The following is a 19,590-nucleotide window of genomic DNA, read 5'->3' on the forward strand; positions in this document are numbered from 1 at the left end:
TTTTGAAATGAAAAACACCACAGATAAAAATAATAAGCTTTCCCTAATAGGTTCCATATCTCTTGGTACAGGCGTAATGATTGGTGCTGGCATATTTGTCCTTATGGGGCAAATAGCAGAGTTGGTGGGTGATCTATTTCCCATTGCATTTATTGCAGGTGCTGTTGTGGTGGGTTTTAGCTCATATTCCTATGTCAAGTTTTCAAATGCTTTTCCATCGTCTGGAGGTGTGGTTAAATTCCTTAACAAATCCTATGGACCTGGAACAACAACAGGGTTTTATTCTTTGCTGATGTACGTATCAATGGTAGTTTCCGAAAGTCTGGTGGCGGGCACTTTTGGAGCATATACGTTGAGACTATTTCCCGAGTCCTATGCAGGTTATGCCTCTACCCTGGGTGTTGGGCTAATTGTTGTTGCTTATATAGTGAACATCCTGGGCAATAAGGTTATTGGTGCCACCGCGACATTTACCGCTATTATAAAGGTAGTGGGAATAGCAATTTTAGCTATTGCCGGCCTTGCAATTTCAGGTTTTGCCGATATTACGGGAAACTATATTCCCAAAAATACTGAGACATTACCACAAGGCTTCGGATTTGTGGCTACTTTGGCGTTATCTATCCTTGCTTATAAAGGCTTTACCACTATCACGAACCAAGGGGCTGATATTAAAAACCCGCATAAAAATCTTGGTAGGTCTATCGTGTTTTCCATACTTATCTGCACACTGATATATGTAGCCCTGGCATTAGCTGTTGCGGGAGGTTTAAGCATTCCTGAAATAATCGAAGCTAAAGATTATGCCCTTGCGGTAACGCAAAACCTGTTTTTGGGGAATGGGGTTCCTGGATTACCATTGGCATTGCCATTATTGCCACGGTTTCTGGGGTCATTGCCAGTATCTTTTCCTCTTCACGCTTGTTGGCAATGCTCAGCAATATGAAAGCAGTGCCTTCTTTAACCAAACTTGGTAGCTTAAAAAATCCAGCACTAGTATTCACGTCTTCCCTCGCCATTTTACTGACCGTGCTTTTCGATTTGACAAGGATAGCATCCATTGGGGCTATTTTTTACCTTATTATGGATATCGCTATCCATTGGGGGCTGTTCCGCAATCTTAGAAAAGAAGTGGATTTTAAACCAATTATCCCCGTGATTGCCATTATACTGGATGTTGCAGTACTTTCTACTTTTATTTATATAAAATATCTGAACGATCCTTTGGTTCTTATTGTCGCGGCAATTGGGATTGTTCTAATACTTGTGGCGGAACGCCTTTTTATGATTTCACATACAGACGATGAAGGTAATATGCCGATGGGAATGAAGAATACAAGTGACAAAAACAAAAAAACATAATTAATTAAAAACAATTTATATGAAAAATGTAGCAGTTATAGGATACGGAGTCATTGGAAAAAGGGTGGCAGATGCCATCAACTTACAAAACGATATGAAGCTTTCGGGAGTATGTGATATCATTAGCGACTGGCGAATTCAAAATGCCGTAAGAAAGGAGTATGATATTTATGCGACAACTAAAGATCTTGCTGATAAAATGAAATCTGAAGGGATTTCGGTAAAAGGCGATATGCAGGAACTTTTAAAGAAATCAGATCTTGTAGTGGACTGTACACCCAAAAAAATTGCCGCTCAGAATGTCGTTATCTACAAGGAGCAAAACATCAAATTTATTCTACACGGTGGCGAAAAACACGAAACCACAGGGCATTCCTTTAGTGCAGAAAATAATTACAAATCCGCTCTAAACTTGAATGCGACAAGAGTAGTTTCTTGTAATACTACGTCTATTTTAAGAACCTTGACCGCTTTAAAAAGAGCCGATTTATTGGATTATGCCAGAGGTATACTTTTAAGAAGAGCTACAGACCCTTGGGAAAGTCATTTAGGTGGTATTATGAATACGATGGTTCCCGAAAAAGATATCCCAAGCCATCAAGGTCCAGATGCTAAAAGTGTTGACCCAGAACTGGATGTCATCACCGCGACGGTAAAAATGCCCCGAAACATTGAGCCATATGCACTACTGGAATGTGAAATTGAAAAAGCAGGCGACAAAGGAAGAAGTGCTAAATGCTTTCAAAACTTCAAGTCGTATTAAACTAATTCGATATGACCAAGGCTTGGTTTCTAACAACACCATTAAAGAAATGTTTCTGGATATGGGAAGACCTTGGGGCGATATGTATGAAGTAGCCCTATGGGAAGATATGCTGAAAGTAGATGGCGACGAACTTTTCTATGCTTATATAGTCGATAATCAAGCTATTGTAATCCCGGAAACAATTGATGCTATTAGGGCATTAACTGGAATTGAAACAGATGGTACAAAATCCATAGCCAAAACAAATGAAAGTTTAGGAATCCATTAAATACTATCAAGATGAAAACAGACAAGAATATAGTAGAACTTTTAGGAGAAAAAGCAGACTTCTATTTAGAACACGTTTGTGAAAAAATAACAAAGGATGAATTGCAAGTGCCAAGCAAAAATAGTTTAGAAAAAGTATTTGGCAGTAGCAACAGAAATTCACAGGTACTTCGTAGCCTTTCCCAATTATACAATCACGGAAATCTGGCAGGAACTGGTTATTTAAGTATCCTTCCTGTGGATAAAGGTATTGAGCATAGCGGCCTTTTCATTCTATAAAAACCCAGATTATTTTGACCCAGAGAACATCATAAAATTGGCAATAGAAGCTGGTTGCAATGGTGTGGCATCCACGTTTGGTGTATTGGGATTGAACGCCCGAAAATATGCCCATAAAATCCCTTTTATCGTCAAGATTAACCATAACGAGCTACTTACCTATCCAAATAAATATGACCAAACATTATTTGGTAAGGTAAAAAATGCCTGGGATATGGGAGCAATTGCCGTAGGAGCTACGATTTATTTTGGTTCAGCAGAAAGCAACAGACAGCTAAAAGAAATAGCTGAAGCTTTTGAAGAAGCACACAATCTGGGAATGGCCACCATCTTATGGTGCTATACACGGAACGAGGCATTTAAAACCAACAAGGAAGATTATCACGCAGCTGCCGATGTAACTGGGCAGGCAAACCATTTGGGTGTTACTATTCAAGCAGACATCATCAAACAAAAATTACCTACCAATAATTTTGGTTTCAAAGAGATAGGATTTGGAAAATATGATGATGAAATGTATAAAACCCTTACCACAGAACATCCCATTGACCTTTGTCGATTACAAGTCGCCAATTGCTATATGGGCAAAATAGGATTGATCAATTCCGGCGGTGGCTCTAAAGGTGAATCAGATTTGACCGAAGCGGTAACAACAGCATTAATCAATAAAAGAGCTGGCGGCTCTGGATTGATTATGGGTCGAAAAGCATTTCAAAAGCCTTTTATTAGAGGGATTGAGTTACTGCACTCCGTCCAACAGGTATATCTGGAAGATAGTATAACCATAGCTTAATTATAACGAAAACAATTTAAAAACAATAAATCATGAAAAACATACTCATAGCTACAAACTTTTCAGAAAACTGCAAGAAAGCAGAGGAACTCGGAATTGAAATGGCAAAGCTTTACAATTCAGAAATTCATTTTTTTCACTTAATTAACACCCCCGTAAACTGGGTTGAGCTAGATAAGGAAAAAGAAAAAAGATATCCAGAAATAGTAAAGCAAATAGGCATCGCAAAAGCCTCCTTGAGAGAACTGGAGAAAAAAGCAGAACGACAAGGCCTTGAGTGCAGGACGTTCCTTGAGTTTGATGGCGGACAGGCAAATATACTTAAACACTCCGGTCATTTTCACCACGACTTTATTGTTACGAGAGCAGCGGCACCCGAGGTGGAGTGCGCGAATTACCGGGAAGCAATGTAGAGAAAATTGTAAGAAAAGCCGATGTCCCTGTAATTGTGGTTAAGGATGAAAAAGTAACTTTTCCTTTTAATAATATTGTTTTTGTTTCAGATTTTCTGGAAGATGTGAGCGAAGCATTTAAGCAGGTTATTTCTATTGCGGAAAAGTGCGGTGCACATCTTCATTTATTGAGGGTTAATACTCAGACCGATTTTAACAGTATAGAACAAGGGTTGGATCCCATCAAGGAGTTCCTGAAAAAATTCCCCGATTTGGATAACTTCTCAATGAATGTATATAACGAACAAGACGTAGAAACAGGGATAAACAATTTTTTACGATATAAAAATGCCGATTTAATCGCAATGTGTACTCACGGACGTACAGGCTTTTTAACTTTATTCTCTAAAAGCATCGCAGAGGGTGTAACCAATCACTCCGAATTACCAGTATGTAATTCCCTGATATAGGTTGACCGTTTTTAAAACAAATCAAAGATGCTAAAAAACGGAAAAAGAATCAACACAAGACGGAAATATTCCGAAGATTTTAAATTAAGAATTGTAAATGAATACGAGTCAGGTAAACACTCAGTTTGTGAATTAGAAAAGATTTACGATATTCCTAATGCAAGTATTTATAACTGGATTTACAAATATTCCAAATACAACAAAAAGTCAATTAAAGTTGTTGAATTAAAAGATAGTCAAATGCAAAAACTTAAGGAATTACAAAACAGAATCGCTGAATTAGAACAGGCTTTAGGGCAAAAACAAATGAACATTGACTATCTGGAAAAAATGATAGAGCTAGCTAAAGAGCAATATGATATCGACATCAAAAAAAACTCAAACACCCCACAATCTGGTGGTTCCAAGACCACAAAAAAGAACTAAAATACAATTTAAACGCTTTTTATGGTTTTTTGAACATCAGTAAACAAGCCGTTCATCAAGCCAGAAAGAGGCAACAACAATTTGATATGGAACTTATGGATTTAGTAAATCAAGCAGATATCATAAGAGAAGATCACCCAGGTTGTGGGGTAGAGAAAATGTATAGAGCTCTTAAGCCAAAGTTTATGGGCAGAGATAAATTCTGTGAAATTTTTATGGACTTAGGCTATCGAGTAAGAACAATAAAGAATTACAGAAGAACTACTATACCAACTCATTTAAATTACCCAAATCTAATTGAAGGTATGGGAGTTACAAAACCACATCAAGTTTTGCAGAGCGATATCGCCTATTTTTATCTAAATGACGATTTCTATTACATAGTCTTTATCTTGGATGTTTACACAAGAAAGATAATTGGCTACAATGTAAGCTCAAATATGCGTCATGAAAGTAACATAAAGGCTTTAAAAATGGCATTAAAACAAATTAACCCTAAAGAGAGAAACAACATGATACATCATTCAGATCGCGGTTCTCAATATGGCAGTAAAGCTTATGTAAAGATTTTGAATGATTCGGAATCAAAATCAGCATGGGTCTTAAAGCACAGGATAATGCATATGCAGAAAGAATAAATGGAACTATTAAAAACGAATACTTAAAACTATGGAATATAAATGATTACAAAGACTTAAAAATCAAAACAAGAAAAGCGGTAAAGCATTACAACACCAAAAGAGGTCATAGTAATTTACCTAATGACTTTTCGCCTAACCAGTTTGAAAAACTTTTATTAAATTTGAGCACCCAAGAAAGACCGACGGTGATTATTTATGCCGATGGTAATTATAAAGTCAAGGTGGCATCGAGCCACCATGACTTTATTACCCAAGAAAGACCTCTGGCTCATAATTGTCCGATAATAATTAAAAATGAATAATAACCAAAACGGTCAACGCTATTTAGGGAAGGTCAGTAATGACTATTAAAATGTAACAATGAATAAATCAGTCTTAATAAAAAAATACTCTGGTGAGTACGAAGCCTTTGATGTAAACAAACTCATCAACTCCCTGCGGCGTTCACGGGCAGATGAGGATATTATTCAGGATATAGCCCGGAAAGTACAAGAGCAGATTGAAGAAGGAATGACAACCAAAAAAATCTATCAGTTGGCTTTCAAGATGCTAAAACGAAAATCTAGGGTAAGTGCCTCAAAGTACAAGCTCAAAAAAGCTTTAATGGAGCTAGGTCCAACCGGTTTTCCATTTGAAAAGTTAGTAGGCAAACTATTGGCACACGAAGGATTTTCAACACAGGTTGGTGTCATAGTTCAAGGCAATTGCGTTCAGCACGAAGTGGATGTGATAGCGCAAAAAGGAAATAAACATTATATGATTGAATGTAAATACCATAGCGACCAAGGCAGGTTTTGTAATGTAAAAATCCCATTATATATCCATTCACGGTTTTTGGACGTAGAAAAGCAATGGGAACACCAAAAGGTCACGAGGCTAAACTTCATAAAGGCGGGGTTTACACCAATACGCGTTTCACAACCGATGCCATTCAGTACGGGAAATGTGTTGGAATGCTTATGACCAGTTGGGATTATCCAAGAGGAAATGGTCTCAAGGACAGAATGGATAAATCGGGGCTACATCCCTTAACCGCTTTAACAACACTTACCAAAGCTGAAAAAACAAAATTATTGGATCAAGGCATCATACTCTGCAAGGAGCTACACGAAAATCCAGACTTTTTGGAACAAATGGGTATCAGTAAGCTAAGGCAAAATAAGATACTCGAAGATTCAAGAGAATTATGTAGATCCCATTAATTCAAATAATGAATAATTACTAATTTTTAAAAATAATACAAATGAAAACTGAAGAATTGCAAAAACAGGGCAACATAGATTTAGAACCATTTTACTAGGCATTGGAAGATGACTCAAAACTACTTGAAGAAGCCCTTGAGATATTATTGGAAATGGTTCACTTTGAACCTAAATCAGTAAAGAAATTGGCTCTTTTTATTAAAGAGGATTCTCGTAATCTATATAAAGAAATAGTGGAATTGAGCAAATCAAAACAAGATAAAGGAAATACACCTTCCTGCTTTGCGGTGGTCACTAAATTTGGGGAGCGACTCTTGTAGTAAATTATGTACAACAACCTAAATAGATACCAATGAAAAAAAATAAAATAAACATCCATTTCTTAGGAGCGGCAGGCACAGTAACCGGCTCAAAATATTTAGTGGACACAGGAGATAGAAAGATACTGATAGACTGCGGACTTTTTCAAGGGCTAAAGGAATTACGCCTTAAAAACTGGGAGTATCCACCCGTTAATGTTGCTGATATTGACGCTGTTTTGCTTACCCACGGTCATATGGACTATACAGGGTATTTACCAAGATTGGTAAAGCAAGGTTTCAAAGGGCCCATCTATGGTACGAATCCTACTTTGGACATTGCAAAAATCATTTTGAATGATAGTGCAAAAATACAGGAGCAAGAAGCCGAACGTGCCAATAAGGAAGGCTATTCCAAACATAGTCCCGCAGAACCATTATACGATTTAAAGGATGTAGAAAAAACTATCCCACACTTTAAAGGAATTCCACAATCACAATGGATTCCGTTATTTGATGGTATTAGGGCTCGCTTCCAATACAACGGACACATTCTGGGAGCAACCTATATTGAGTTGGATGTGCACGGAAAACGTTTTGTCTTTTCAGGAGACATTGGTAGAACCAATGATTTATTGCTCTATCCACCCCTTAAACCAAAAAAAGCGGATGTGCTTTTCATTGAATCCACTTATGGTGGAAGGTTTCATCCCGATGAAATAGAAGCACTTCCACAGATAGAAAAATTGGTCAATGACACCATCAACAGAGGTGGCGACCTATTTGTTCCAAGTTTTTCAGTAGAACGTGCCCAATTGATGATGCTGATTTTTTGGAAATTATTGAAAGAGAAGAAAATACCAAAAATACAAATGATAATGGATAGCCCAATGGGAGCAAGTGTATTAGAATTGTTTCATCGCACAAGGGACTGGCACAGACTAGATGAGAATGAATGTGATGAAATGTGTTCACATTTTACGGTCGTAAGCAGTTATCGGGAAACTATGGAATTACGAACCGATAACATACCAAAAATCGTGATTGCAGGAAGCGGAATGCTTACTGGCGGAAGAATGCTCAACTATCTCGAAACCCAAGCACAAAATTCAAACAACACTTTGCTCTTTGTGGGTTATCAAGCTGAAGGTGCTCGGGGAAGAAAATTATTGGAAGGTGATAAGGAACTTAAAGTCTATGGAAAATGGGTGCCGTTTCATATGGAAGTTGCAGAAATTGAAGGGCTTTCGGCACACGCAGACCATAAAGAACTTATAGAATGGATGGGCAAAATAAAAAATACGCCAGAGCGCATTTTCATAGTACACGGTGAAAAAGAAAGTGCGGAAGCATTGCAGAAAGGAATTAAAGAAACTTATCAATGGGATTCGGAAATCCCACAGCTATATAGTATAGAAAATGTATAATTTGTTAATCATATAAAAATGCAAACCAAAAAAGCAAGCACGAACTGGCAAGTGATTACCGGCGGACCTAGTACTGGAAAAACCACTGTAATTAATATGCTGGCTGAGAGAGGTTATAAAACAACCATTGAGCATGCAAGGCACTATATAGACACCATGCGTACTGAAGGTCAAACGGTTGAAGAATTAAGAAGTAATCGTAAGAAATTTCAAATAGGGGTCTTGGATATGCAAATAGAACAAGAAGCTTCCATATTGCCCCAAGACTTGGTTTTCTTAGATAGGGCCATTCCAGATGCTATGGCATACTATCAATTTTTAAAGCTTGATTATGATGAGAAGTCTGCTCACCGCAGTTAAAAACACTTCCTATAAAAAAATATTCATTTTAGACCGATTACCATTCACCAAAGATTATGCCCGTACTGAGGATGAAGAGGCTCAAAAGAAAATACACCAATTAATAATAGATGTTTACACTTCCTTGGGATTTCCAATTGTTTCTGTTCCAGTTTTGCCACCAACTGAACGGGTAGAATTTATTTTAAAAAACATAGAATAGCATACACGATCAAGTATCTAAATGTAATTTATAAAGAAAATGTTTAGAAAATTCAATAGAAAATATCCTACAACATATAGCACAGCTATGATGTTCACGGCGACATTGTTCTATTTTATTTTGGGCTGTACAGGTATAAATGCTCAAAACGAAATGCTTATCGGGCAGATTTCAGGCAGGGATGTAGTGCGAAAAAATTTTGATAAAGAAGGTGATTTTCTCAATAAACAAACTTTTGAAGCTGGAGAAACAATAAAGGAAAATGGATATTATGAAATAAAGGTAATTACAGAATTGTTTGACAAAAACAAACAATCAACCGATAAATACACTACTACCTACCGTTGTGAGCCAGATGACGCCAATGTAATGATAATGGCTTTTCCGTTTTCCAAGCCAAAATCAAAAGAAACCGAAATTAATACCATTTCTGAAAATTTTAAAAAGCTCTACGATTTACAAAACTTGAAAGATATTAAATTGGAAATGAGTTTTGACTCGGGCTTGTTAAACTTTTTTGGTTCCAAAAGCATCATAAAAATTTATGACCGAAAATTAGAGGATGGGAAAAACACTATAAAATCAAAAATTAATATTAAAGCCTATGCCTGGGGAATTCGCATTAAGCAACTCAATTATACCGTTATCGAAAAATTAAATGAAAAAGGTTTATTGACCTTTCAGGAATTTACAGAAGAGGATAAGAGCTATTTTACAATGAACTATAAATAAAGACAGATGACAAATTACGATACACTTTCAGAAGCCATAAATGACTTACAAGCAAACGACTATCCTTATGATTTCAATTTAAAACCAGAGTGCTTAGAATGTCCTTCCCTGAAAATTGAGATCCTAGTAGAAGATTTTAAAGTAGATAAAACCTATCGCTTTGAAGGAATGAGCAGTACCGATGATAATAGTATTTTATATGCTATATCTTCTAAAAACGGCATTAAGGGTCTTTTGGTAGATGCTTACGGTGTCTATGCTGAAAACCTAACGGAAGCAATGCGAAAAAAATTAAGATAAAATCTTGAAAATGATAAATTTAGATAAAATTTCAACCAAACCACCCCAAACGATTTCAAAAGGCGAGGCAAAGAAAAATCTGGCACAGCTTCGCAAAGAATTTTTTGAACTTCAGAATATGTTTTATGCCGATGGGCGTTTTGGTTTGCTTATTATCCTACAGGGCATGGATACTTCCGGCAAAGACGGCACCATTCGTCATGCCCTTAGCAGTATGAATCCGCAGGGCGTTCAGGTTAAATCGTTTAAAAAACCGACCGAGGAAGAGTTGAAGCACGACTTTTTATGGCGTGTTTACCCCCATATTCCACCAAAGGGTATGATTCAAATTTTTAACCGTTCGTATTACGAAGATATAATAATGCCAAGGCTCAACAATTCCCTTCCAGAAGAGATTCTCGCACACCGTTGTAAACTCATAAAGCATCTTGAACAGCATTTTAAACTGAGTAACATTCATGTACTAAAATTTTTTCTCCATATCTCGAAAGAAGAACAAAAACAGCGTATAAAAGAACGACTTTTAAAACCTCATAAACGTTGGAAATATAGTGCCAATGATAAAAAAGCGACTAAAAAATGGGAGGCTTATAGAGCTGGCTACAATATGTTATTAAATGACTGCGATGAACCTTCCTGGCATATTATACCCGCAGATAAACGTTGGCACCGCAACTTTAGCGTTGCCAATATAATTACGGAGCATTTAAAAAAACTAAACCTAAAATATCCTAATACTTAAAAATAGAAATTATGGAAAATCACGAACACCACAATCACGATGAAATGGGTAATTCTAAAATGGGTAATTCGAAGATGAAACACAAAAAAGAAGACCATTCTAAAATGAACCACAAAGGTGGAGACCATTCTGTGCACAATCCAGGGCACGGAGAACACGGGCACGACCATCATAAAATGATGATTGCCGATTTTAGAAAACGGTTTTGGGTAACCCTTGTACTTACTATTCCCATACTGTTCTTCTCGCCGATGATTCAGGACTTTTTTGGATATGAGTTTTTGCTTCCCGGAAATCCATATATCCTTTTTGCACTTTCCACAATCGTATATTTCTATGGTGGTTGGCTATTTTTAAAAGGATTCTGGTCTGAAATCAAAAAAGGTGCGCCAGGAATGATGACCCTTATTTCTATGGCTATTACCGTGGCTTACGTTTATAGTTCGGCAACGGTGTTTGGTTTAGAAGGTGTCGATTTTTTCTGAGGAACCGGCTACCCTTATTGCTATTATGTTGGTAGGTATTGGATAGAGATGAAAAGCGTTCTAGGCGCCTCTAAGGCCTTTGCAGCTGTTAGTAAGCATGATGCCTGCCGAGGCACATCGTGTTAAAGGAGACACTATTGAAGATATTCCTCTGGAAGATTTACTGAAAGATGACGTAATACTTGTAAAACCAGGTGAAAAAGTTCCTGCTGATGGGATTATAGTAGACGGTTCAAGTTACCTGAACAGATCTATGCTTACAGGCAGATCCAAACCTGTAAAAAAAGATGAAAACGATAAGGTTATTGGTGGTTCGGTAAATGGTAACAGTACCTTAAAAGTAAAGGTTGAGCATACTGGAAAAGATAGCTATCTCAACAAGGTAATCACAATGGTCGAAGAAGCGCAAAAAACCAAATCAAAAATGCAAAACCTCTCGGATAGAGCTGCAAAATGGCTTACCTATATCGCATTAGGTATTGGTTTTGGAACATTAGCGGTATGGCTGATTTTAGGCTTTCCATTTGTCTATGCTTTAGAAAGAATGGTTACCGTTATGGTCATTGCTTGTCCACACGCATTAGGTCTTGCCATACCACTTGTGGTTGCTATTTCTACTGCTGTTTCAGCTCAAAACGGGTTATTAATTCGAAATAGGACAGCTTTTGAAGAATCCCGAAAAATATCAGCTTTATTGTTTGATAAAACGGGAACATTGACCAAAGGCGATTTTGGCGTTACTCGAATTGAGTCTGTTAGCGAAACTTATTCATCTGAAGAAATTTTAAGGCTTTCGAGTGCATTGGAACAAAGTTCGGAACATCCTATCGCCGTAGGTATTATTAAAAAAGTCAAAGAAGATAATATGACCATCCCAAAGCCTGAAAACTTTAATGCAATTACAGGTAAAGGCGTTGAGAATAATGTAGAAGGTAAGCAAGTAAAAGTGGTTAGTCCTGGTTTTTTAAGGGATGAAAAAATCACTATTCCCGAAGACGCATACAGTGATGCCGCTGAAACAGTTGTTTTTGTCTTGATTGATGGAAAATTAGCTGGTTACATTGCTCTTGCCGATGAAATACGACCAGAATCTGCCGAAGCCATAAAAGTCTTTAAAAAGAATAATATAAAAGTTTTAATGGCTACCGGTGATAATGAAAGAACTGCCAAAGCTGTTAGCGATAAACTCGGTTTGGATGGATACTACGCCGAAGTTTTGCCACATCAAAAAGTGGAAATAGTAAAAGAATTGGAAAGTAAGGGAGAGTTTGTGGCTATGACTGGCGATGGTGTAAACGATGCGCCTGCACTTGCAAAAGCTGATGTTGGTATTGCCGTTGGTTCAGGTACTGACGTTGCCGCCGAAACAGCAGATATCATTCTGGTCAACAGTAACCCACAGGATATTGCCAACTTAATTCTCTTTGGAAAAGCCACCTACAATAAAATGATTCAGAATTTGATTTGGGCTACAGGATATAATGTAGTGGCTATTCCTTTAGCGACCGGTGTATTATATTCTTCAGGCTTTGTTTTAGGACCTGCCGTTGGAGCGGTATTTATGAGTTTGAGCACGATTATAGTGGTAGGTAATGCGCAACTATTAAAGCGAAAAATCGGTAAAAAATAAATGGACAAAAAAGAAAAACTCAACAGGATATTTTTAATCCTGTTGAGTTTATTTGTAGTGATGTTAGGCTATGGTATTTTATTGCCAACCCTTCCTTACTATACCGAAAGGCTTGCTTTAGGAGCTAACCTCGATACTGATTCGATCAATTTTCATATTGGACTGCTTACAAGCATTTATCCATTATTTCAATTAATTTTTGTTGTGGTATGGGGAAAGCTTTCAGATAGATATGGACGTAAACCAATTATATTAATCGGTCTAATTGGGTTTGTTATAATGCAATTGCTTACTTGTCTAGCAACATCTTTGACAATGCTATATATTGCTCGAATATTTGGAGGTATTTTTACGTCTTCAGTTATTCCTGTCAGTAACGCATTTCTCAGTGATATCACTTCTAAAAAACATAGGACTAAAATTATGGCTTGGTCTGGGGTAGCGATAAGTTCAGGGGTTATTTTTGGACCTGTTTTAGGCAGTTTTCTATCCCAAACTAACCTACACTTTAAATATTCGTTTTGGATATTACATCTGGACCGGTTCTCAGTTCCTTTTATTTTGGTTGCACTTTTAGGTTTTACTGTATTGGTTATTTTGATTAAATCGTTTAGGAATACAAAACTGGTTAGCAGGTTTGTTTCAGGAAAACAAAAATTAAATTTTAGTTTTAGTAGGTTCTTTATTGTCCTATTACTGCTCTCTTTTGTTATGCAGTTTGTAGTGACCCTCTTTGAAACGGTTTTTTCAATTTATGGAAAAAATCAGTTGCTATTTTCAAGTAATCAAATAGGCATTGGCTTTATGCTTTGTGGAGTGGTAATGGCTGTATTACAGCCAGTATTTGCAACCTATGGAGAGAAAATATTGACAGCAAAACAACAAATTGGAGCCGGATTGTTGATTTCAGGCATTTCACTAATCGCATTTCCTTTTTTCGGCAATGAAATTTATGTCTATGTACTGATTGTAACATTCGCCACTGGTGGAGCAATTGTAACCCCTAACCTACTTTCAGCCGTTTCCTTACTTTCAAAAGAAAAGGCGGGCAGTAATATTTCTGTACAGACCTCGGCAAACAGTGTCGGACAGATTTTAGGCCCGATCATCGGAACCTGGCTCATTGCCGGTGGGTTTTATTATCCCTTCATTATAGCCGGCATCATTATAATTACCTTTATTGGATTACTTTATTTTTATAAATCTTCCAATGACAAATACTCAAAAATCACTTATTGATAATTAAGAGAATTCCAAGAACTTATACAGCCCACTAAATTTATTAAATTATGATACATATTACAACAGGAGGAACCATTGAAGGCTTTGATTATACGGAAAAAGAAAATGCTGAAGACATTCTGCCTGTACATCATTAAGTGCATTATAAAGCGTCACTTCAGTAGATAACCCATAATCACAAATAGCCTTGGCATCGCTCTTATCGGTCTTTATTTTTGATAATTTCATCTGAATAAAACGCTTAACTGACAAAGGGTTTACTACCGATACCGGTATACCGTTTTTGTAAAGAAACTGTGCAAGTCGATAATGGTAATACCCTGTGGCTTCCATCACTACCAAAGTGTCTACTGCTAATGTGCTGACAAATAATTTAAATCCTGAAGAATCATTCTTAAATTGAGAATGACCTCCTTCACTGCTATAAACATCAAAAACATCTTTACTGATATCAACTCCAAAAGTTTCTTTATATTTATCCATAAGAACTGATTTTATGAAAGAGCATACTACCGTGATCACAACAACTTGAAAACGAGGTCTAAAGCCTCACAGAACTGAACGTGATTAAAGTAGTTAAAGAGAGGGGATTATCAATGTTGTCGAAGTCTAACGCTTCAGCGTATATCATAACCTTAATCCTCTCTTTGTTCTTTCTGATTTATACTATAAAATTAATGAGAAACAAACTTAAGATGTATAACCGCAATCACGGTGTCCCAAACCTTAGGGAAACCACGTACGAATCCACTTGAAATTGCTAAAACCTGTGCTAAACCGAAAATTTCGCTCTTTTCTGCACCTTACTTGTCATATACAAACACGTCACCAAATACACCTACTCCAAAACCTCAATCTGTTCAGGATCACTAACAACCATTTGCGGTTTATCTTTATATGTTTGGTGATATCAGTATCTTCCTGTCCTATATAATCACTAACCTCATCAGTACCAATAATCTCTTGAGCAAAAGTGAGTGAGCTATTAATTGAGTCGCATCAGTATTCCTAAACCATAATGATTGATTTAAAGCCTAACGAAATTCTATAAGCAACTTTTCATTTCAAATATTAAAAATCTTAAATTTGAAACAAATACACCAAAACTAAAGAATGACCTCTACAGAAATTCAAGAAAAAGTAAAGGAGTTGGTAAACAACTTTAATCCTGAAACTTTTATATACGACTTATTGCGTGCCTATGGCATTTCTAAAGCCTCGATAACACGCTTGCAAAAGGGAGATTTTAATTTGGCTAAAAATGAAGGTGAAATCTTATATAAAAAGAAACTGTTATTTAAAGAAGCCAGTGAAGATGAGTTAATGGCATTGGTAGAAGATTTAAGCCAAGAAGAAAACCTAAAGCACAATCCGCGCTTTATCATTACTACCAATTACAAAGAGATAGCGACAAAAGATACGCGTACAGGCAAAAACTTGCACATTGCTATTAAAGATTTACCTAAAAACCATAGCTTTTTCTTGCCCTGGGCAGGTCAAGAAGTATATCAAGCCACGAATGAGAATGAAGCAGACCGTAAAGCTTCTTATCGTATGGCTAAGCTATACGATATTCTTATTGAAGAAAATCCAAACATTCTGGAAAATGGAGTGCACGATCTCAACCTATTCTTTTCACGTTTGCTGTTTTGTTTCTTTGCAGAGGACACCAGTATCTTTCCCGAAGAAGGAATGTTTACCAATACCCTAATGCGACATACCCAAAACGACGGCGACGATGTCCACCTTTTTTTAGACGAGCTTTTTCAGGTGTTGAACCTAAAAGAAACCGAACGTAAAAATGTACCTGCACATTTGGATCAATTTCCTTATGTAAATGGGGGCTTGTTTAAAGATAAATTAAGTGTACCTCACTTTAATAAAGAAGCACGGGGCATTTTACAAGAAAGTGGTGAGTTAGATTGGAGCCATATTAACCCCGATATTTTTGGCTCTATGATTCAAGCGGTGGTTAACCCAGACCAGCGTGGAAATCTCGGAATGCACTACACCTCAGTGCCTAATATTATGAAGGTGATCAAACCTTTGTTTTTAGATGAGTTGTATGACGAATTAGAAAACGCCAGAGGGAAATCCAAAAAGCTAAGAAAATTAGTAGAGCGCCTCAGTAAACTTAAAATATTTGACCCTGCCTGTGGGAGCGGTAACTTTTTAATTATTGCTTATAAAGAACTCCGTAAACTCGAAATAGAAATTTGGCAAGCCATTTTAGAAACCGAAAGCCAACAAAGTTTTATTTATTCTAAAATAGAACTTACGCAATTTTACGGGATAGAGATAGACGATTTTGCCCACGAAATTGCCAAACTTTCCTTATGGTTGGCAGAACACCAAATGAATAAATATTTTGAACACGAACTAGAACTCGGGAAGTCTAACCCCATTTTACCTTTAAAAGCATCTGGTAATATCACTTGTGCCAACGCCACCCGAATAGACTGGGAAGAAGTTTGCCCCAAACAAAAAGACGATGAAATTTATTTGTTAGGGAATCCGCCTTATTTAGGTTCTAAAAATCAAACTCAAAAACAACGCGATGAAGTTAATAATATTTCCAATGGTGGTAGTAAAATATTAGATTATATCTCGTGTTGGTTTATAAAAGGTGCAAGATATATTAAAGATATAAATTCAAAATGTGCATTTGTTTCAACTAATTCAATTTGTCAAGGAGAACAAGTTTCTGCATTGTGGCCTAATGTTTTAGATAATGATATTGAAATTGATTTTGCGTATACTTCATTTAAGTGGAAGAATAATGCGGTAGGTAATGCAGGTGTGACAGTAATCATCGTCTGTCTTAGAAATGTAAATGAAAAAGAAAGATATATTTATTTTAATGATGTAAAAAAAATAGCCAGTCACATTAACCCTTATCTAACTGATGCTAAGACAGTATACATAAAAAATAGAGGGAAACCTTTATCTTATTTTCCACCAATGAAGGGTGGCAATGTTGCTTATGATAGTGGAAATTTAATATTTACTGAAAGTGAAAAAAATGAATTTATCAAAAGTGAACCAAATTCAAAAAGATGGTTTAAAAAGTGTATAGGTGGTAGAGAATTAATAAATGGAGGCGAGAGATACTGTTTATGGTTTAAAAACGAAAAACTACAAAGTGTAAATCAGTATCCAGCAATAAAAGAAATTACAGGAAAAGTTGAAGCTCACAGGTTAAAAGCTAAAGATAAAGGGACTCATAAACTTGCAAAAAGGCCTCATCAATTTAGAGACTTAAATAATCCTGAAGAATATATAGCGATTCCTAAAACCTCAAGTGAACGGCGTGATTACATTCCAATGTCTTTTGTTGATGGTGGTATTATTCCTTTAGATTCTATTAGGTTTATACAAACTGATGAGCTATATATCTTTGGAGTTTTAATATCTAAGATGCATATGGCGTGGGTAAGAGCTATAGCAGGTAAATTAAAAACAGATTATAGATATTCTAAAAATATTGTATACAACACTTTCCCATTCCCAAACATCAGTAAAGTCAAAAAAGCCCAAATAGAAGAAAATGTATTTGCGGTATTAGAAGAGCGAGAAAAGCACCCCGAGAAAACAATGGCACAACTCTACGACCCCGATAAAATGCCAGCTGGCTTACGCCAAGCCCATCAAGACCTAGATCTTGCTGTAGAACGTTGTTACCGCCTACAACCTTTCGATAATGACACTCAACGTTTAGAATATTTGTTTAAAGAATATGAGAAAATGGTAAAAGAGAAAGAAGGGAAATAAATAATGAATATTTCATTTTATTGCAAAAAATAAAGAAAATTTACAATAGTCAACTCCTTATTGCAAAAAAGCACTATATTTTGCAATAGTGATTTATGCATAGTAGTATGAAAGATATATTAGATGAATTATTAGGCTTACCTTCAGAAAATGAAGTGGTTGAGTTTAAAGAAGCTAAACAGCAATATGATAAAAATAAGCTGGGGAAGTATTTTTCTGCTTTAGCCAATGAAGCGAACCTAGAAAATAAAACTTCGGCTTATCTGGTTTTTGGAGTAAAAGATAACCAAACTATTGTGGGTACTAATATATCAGAAAAGCGACTTAACGACTATAAAAAAGAAATAGCCGATCATACTTCTCCGCACTTGGGTTTTATTTCAACCAATCGATTTGTTCGCGAAGGCAGAGAAGTAGTCGTGTTAGAAATTCCTGCTCCAAAAGGAATGCCTGTTAGCTGGAAAGGTTTTAAATATGGTCGAGATGGTGAAAGTTTAGGTGCTTTAAATGATAACGAATACGATCGTATAAAGAATCAGGTTAAGCAAACAGATTGGAGTGCTCAAATTATTAAAGAAGCGAGTATTGCAGATTTGTCAAACCAAGCGATAAAAGAAGCTAGAAAGCGTTTTATTCAAAAAAATAAAAGTTTAGCTGATGAAGTTAAATCTTGGTCAGATGAGGTTTTTCTAAACAAAGCAAAAATTACCATTAAAGGTAAAATCACCAATACAGCAATTTTACTACTCGGTAAACCTGAAGCTGAACACTACATTAACCCTGCAAGAGCTACGGTGAGTTGGATTTTAAAAGATGCAGATAATATTGAAAAAGATTATGAACATTTTACGTGCCCTTTATTATTAAATGTAGTAGAAATTGGTAAAAAAATAAGAAATCTTAAATATCGGTATATTAATGATGACTCTTTATTTCCAGATGAAGTAGATCAATATGATCCTTATATCATACGAGAGGCATTAAATAATTGTATTGCCCATCAAGACTATACATTAGGGGGTAAAATAGTAGTGGTTGAAAATGAAAATTCTACCTTAGTTTTTTCAAATTCAGGTGATTTTATTCCGCAAAGTATAGAAGCAGTCATCAATGCTGATTCCCCTGAGCAAAATTATAGAAATGCCTTTTTAACCAATGCAATGGTAGGCCTTAATATGATTGATACCATTGGGAGTGGTATTAAAAGAATGTTTAAAATTCAAAGTAAGAAATTCTTCCCCTTACCAGATTATGAATTTGGTAATCAAAAAGTGAAAGTAACCATTACGAGCAAGGTTTTAGATATAGATTATGCGCGAAAATTAGCACAAATAGCTAGTTTGTCTTTAAATGATATCATCTTATTAGATAAAGTTGCGAAAAATAAAAGTATTACGGTTAAAGAAAGTAGGTCTTTAAAAGAGAGAAAATTAATAGAAGGCAGGCGTCCTAATCTTCATATTTCTTCTAAAGTAGCCAAGGCTACAGGCGAAAAGGGAGAGTATATAAAAATGCGAGGGTTTAAAGATGATCATTATAAAAAAATGATTTTAAATTATTTAGAAGAATATGAATCTGCTAGTAAAAAAGATTTAGATAAATTAATATTAGATATTCTTCCTAATGTTTTAGATGAAGATCAAAAAAAGAATAAATTAAGAAACATTATTTATGCAATGTCTAAGCGTGATGTTTCTATTACTAATACAGGTACAAATAGAAAACCTATTTGGAAAAAAGTTTAACTAACTAGCGATAGAAGTTTTTTTTTAGATAAACTTTTAGATAAACTTTTAGATAAA

16 protein-coding genes and 5 pseudogenes are annotated in these 19,590 nt (G+C 36.0%); 20 read left to right on the forward strand and 1 reads right to left on the reverse strand.

What is annotated here, in order from left to right; translation table 11 throughout:
- The first annotated feature begins 7 nt into the window (after window positions 1–7).
- The 18 genes and pseudogenes from IGB25_RS11030 to IGB25_RS11105 all read left to right on the forward strand — a co-directional run bounded on the left by IGB25_RS11030 (window position 8) and on the right by IGB25_RS11105 (window position 14,014).
- Window positions 8–1,362 (forward strand): annotated as a pseudogene (locus tag IGB25_RS11030) (APC family permease).
- A gap of 19 nt (window positions 1,363–1,381) precedes the next feature.
- Window positions 1,382–2,396: pseudogene (locus IGB25_RS11035) on the forward strand (type II glyceraldehyde-3-phosphate dehydrogenase).
- 11 nt (window positions 2,397–2,407) lie between these two features.
- A pseudogene (locus IGB25_RS11040) lies at window positions 2,408–3,467 on the forward strand (class I fructose-bisphosphate aldolase).
- A 32-nt stretch (window positions 3,468–3,499) separates the two neighbouring features.
- A complete protein-coding gene (locus tag IGB25_RS15005) occupies window positions 3,500–3,880 on the forward strand; it encodes a universal stress protein (RefSeq protein ID WP_247653496.1) in 381 nt (126 codons plus the stop codon).
- Window positions 3,853–4,329: a universal stress protein gene (locus IGB25_RS15010; RefSeq protein ID WP_247653497.1), complete on the forward strand. Its 477-nt coding sequence runs from the start codon at window positions 3,853–3,855 to the stop codon at window positions 4,327–4,329. The genes IGB25_RS15005 and IGB25_RS15010 overlap by 28 nt, the downstream gene beginning before the upstream one ends.
- Before the next feature lie 27 nt (window positions 4,330–4,356).
- Window positions 4,357–4,755, forward strand: a complete 399-nt coding sequence (locus IGB25_RS11050) for a transposase (protein ID WP_211065049.1) — start codon at window positions 4,357–4,359, stop codon at window positions 4,753–4,755.
- 29 nt (window positions 4,756–4,784) lie between these two features.
- A complete protein-coding gene (locus tag IGB25_RS11055) occupies window positions 4,785–5,393 on the forward strand; it encodes a DDE-type integrase/transposase/recombinase (protein WP_211065050.1) in 609 nt (202 codons plus the stop codon).
- A complete protein-coding gene (locus tag IGB25_RS11060) occupies window positions 5,351–5,698 on the forward strand; it encodes an integrase core domain-containing protein (RefSeq protein ID WP_211065051.1) in 348 nt (115 codons plus the stop codon). Before IGB25_RS11055 ends, IGB25_RS11060 begins: the two co-directional genes overlap by 43 nt.
- Window positions 5,699–5,756: 58 nt before the next feature.
- A pseudogene (locus IGB25_RS11065) lies at window positions 5,757–6,598 on the forward strand (ATPase).
- Window positions 6,599–6,699: 101 nt separating this feature from the next.
- Window positions 6,700–6,918, forward strand: coding sequence for a hypothetical protein (locus IGB25_RS11070; protein WP_247653498.1), 219 nt, complete (start codon window positions 6,700–6,702; stop codon window positions 6,916–6,918).
- Between the two features lie 32 nt (window positions 6,919–6,950).
- Window positions 6,951–8,324, forward strand: coding sequence for an MBL fold metallo-hydrolase RNA specificity domain-containing protein (locus tag IGB25_RS11075; RefSeq protein ID WP_211065052.1), 1,374 nt, complete (start codon window positions 6,951–6,953; stop codon window positions 8,322–8,324).
- An 18-nt stretch (window positions 8,325–8,342) separates the two neighbouring features.
- A complete protein-coding gene (locus IGB25_RS15200; protein ID WP_256437218.1) occupies window positions 8,343–8,684 on the forward strand; it encodes an AAA family ATPase in 342 nt (113 codons plus the stop codon).
- A complete protein-coding gene (locus IGB25_RS15205; RefSeq protein WP_256437219.1) occupies window positions 8,656–8,886 on the forward strand; it encodes an AAA family ATPase in 231 nt (76 codons plus the stop codon). Before IGB25_RS15200 ends, IGB25_RS15205 begins: the two co-directional genes overlap by 29 nt.
- A gap of 153 nt (window positions 8,887–9,039) precedes the next feature.
- Window positions 9,040–9,618, forward strand: coding sequence for a hypothetical protein (locus IGB25_RS11085; RefSeq protein ID WP_371815986.1), 579 nt, complete (start codon window positions 9,040–9,042; stop codon window positions 9,616–9,618).
- Window positions 9,619–9,624: 6 nt separating this feature from the next.
- Window positions 9,625–9,918: a phosphoribosylpyrophosphate synthetase gene (locus IGB25_RS11090; RefSeq protein ID WP_211065053.1), complete on the forward strand. Its 294-nt coding sequence runs from the start codon at window positions 9,625–9,627 to the stop codon at window positions 9,916–9,918.
- A gap of 10 nt (window positions 9,919–9,928) precedes the next feature.
- Window positions 9,929–10,660 (forward strand): PPK2 family polyphosphate kinase, encoded by a 732-nt coding sequence (locus tag IGB25_RS11095; RefSeq protein ID WP_211065054.1) that lies wholly within the window; start codon window positions 9,929–9,931, stop codon window positions 10,658–10,660.
- Between the two features lie 11 nt (window positions 10,661–10,671).
- Window positions 10,672–12,775: pseudogene (locus tag IGB25_RS11100) on the forward strand (copper-translocating P-type ATPase).
- Window positions 12,776–14,014, forward strand: coding sequence for an MFS transporter (locus IGB25_RS11105; protein ID WP_211065055.1), 1,239 nt, complete (start codon window positions 12,776–12,778; stop codon window positions 14,012–14,014).
- Between the two features lie 60 nt (window positions 14,015–14,074).
- Here IGB25_RS11105 and IGB25_RS11110 read toward each other — a convergent pair whose 3' ends face one another.
- Window positions 14,075–14,500, reverse strand: coding sequence for a transposase (locus IGB25_RS11110; protein ID WP_371815903.1), 426 nt, complete (start codon window positions 14,498–14,500; stop codon window positions 14,075–14,077).
- A 630-nt stretch (window positions 14,501–15,130) separates the two neighbouring features.
- On the opposite strand from IGB25_RS11110, the gene IGB25_RS11115 reads away from it, so the two are divergent.
- Both IGB25_RS11115 and IGB25_RS11120 read left to right on the forward strand, forming a co-directional pair.
- On the forward strand, window positions 15,131–17,788 hold the full coding sequence (locus tag IGB25_RS11115; RefSeq protein ID WP_211065056.1) for a DNA methyltransferase: 2,658 nt from the start codon (window positions 15,131–15,133) through the stop codon (window positions 17,786–17,788).
- A gap of 107 nt (window positions 17,789–17,895) precedes the next feature.
- Entirely contained in the window at window positions 17,896–19,533 is a 1,638-nt protein-coding gene (locus tag IGB25_RS11120) for an RNA-binding domain-containing protein (protein ID WP_211065057.1), read from the forward strand.
- The last annotated feature ends 57 nt before the right edge of the window (window positions 19,534–19,590 follow it).

Source organism: Flavobacterium sp. CS20 (assembly GCF_018080005.1).
In the GTDB taxonomy this organism is placed as follows: domain Bacteria; phylum Bacteroidota; class Bacteroidia; order Flavobacteriales; family Flavobacteriaceae; genus Psychroflexus.

Excerpts from the sequence above, each read along its gene's own strand:
- IGB25_RS11050 (WP_211065049.1), top strand. The coding sequence starts at position 4,357 with ATGCTAAAAAACGGAAAAAGAATCAACACAAGACGGAAATATTCCGAA.
- IGB25_RS15200 (WP_256437218.1), top strand. The coding sequence starts at position 8,343 with ATGCAAACCAAAAAAGCAAGCACGAACTGGCAAGTGATTACCGGCGGA.
- IGB25_RS15205 (WP_256437219.1), top strand. The coding sequence starts at position 8,656 with ATGATGAGAAGTCTGCTCACCGCAGTTAAAAACACTTCCTATAAAAAA.
- IGB25_RS15005 (WP_247653496.1), top strand. The coding sequence starts at position 3,500 with ATGAAAAACATACTCATAGCTACAAACTTTTCAGAAAACTGCAAGAAA.
- IGB25_RS11110 (WP_371815903.1), bottom strand. The coding sequence starts at position 14,500 with ATGGATAAATATAAAGAAACTTTTGGAGTTGATATCAGTAAAGATGTT.
- IGB25_RS11115 (WP_211065056.1), top strand. The coding sequence starts at position 15,131 with ATGACCTCTACAGAAATTCAAGAAAAAGTAAAGGAGTTGGTAAACAAC.
- IGB25_RS11085 (WP_371815986.1), top strand. The coding sequence starts at position 9,040 with ATGCTTATCGGGCAGATTTCAGGCAGGGATGTAGTGCGAAAAAATTTT.
- IGB25_RS11060 (WP_211065051.1), top strand. The coding sequence starts at position 5,351 with ATGGGTCTTAAAGCACAGGATAATGCATATGCAGAAAGAATAAATGGA.
- IGB25_RS11095 (WP_211065054.1), top strand. The coding sequence starts at position 9,929 with ATGATAAATTTAGATAAAATTTCAACCAAACCACCCCAAACGATTTCA.
- IGB25_RS11105 (WP_211065055.1), top strand. The coding sequence starts at position 12,776 with ATGGACAAAAAAGAAAAACTCAACAGGATATTTTTAATCCTGTTGAGT.
- IGB25_RS11090 (WP_211065053.1), top strand. The coding sequence starts at position 9,625 with ATGACAAATTACGATACACTTTCAGAAGCCATAAATGACTTACAAGCA.
- IGB25_RS11075 (WP_211065052.1), top strand. The coding sequence starts at position 6,951 with ATGAAAAAAAATAAAATAAACATCCATTTCTTAGGAGCGGCAGGCACA.
- IGB25_RS11120 (WP_211065057.1), top strand. The coding sequence starts at position 17,896 with ATGAAAGATATATTAGATGAATTATTAGGCTTACCTTCAGAAAATGAA.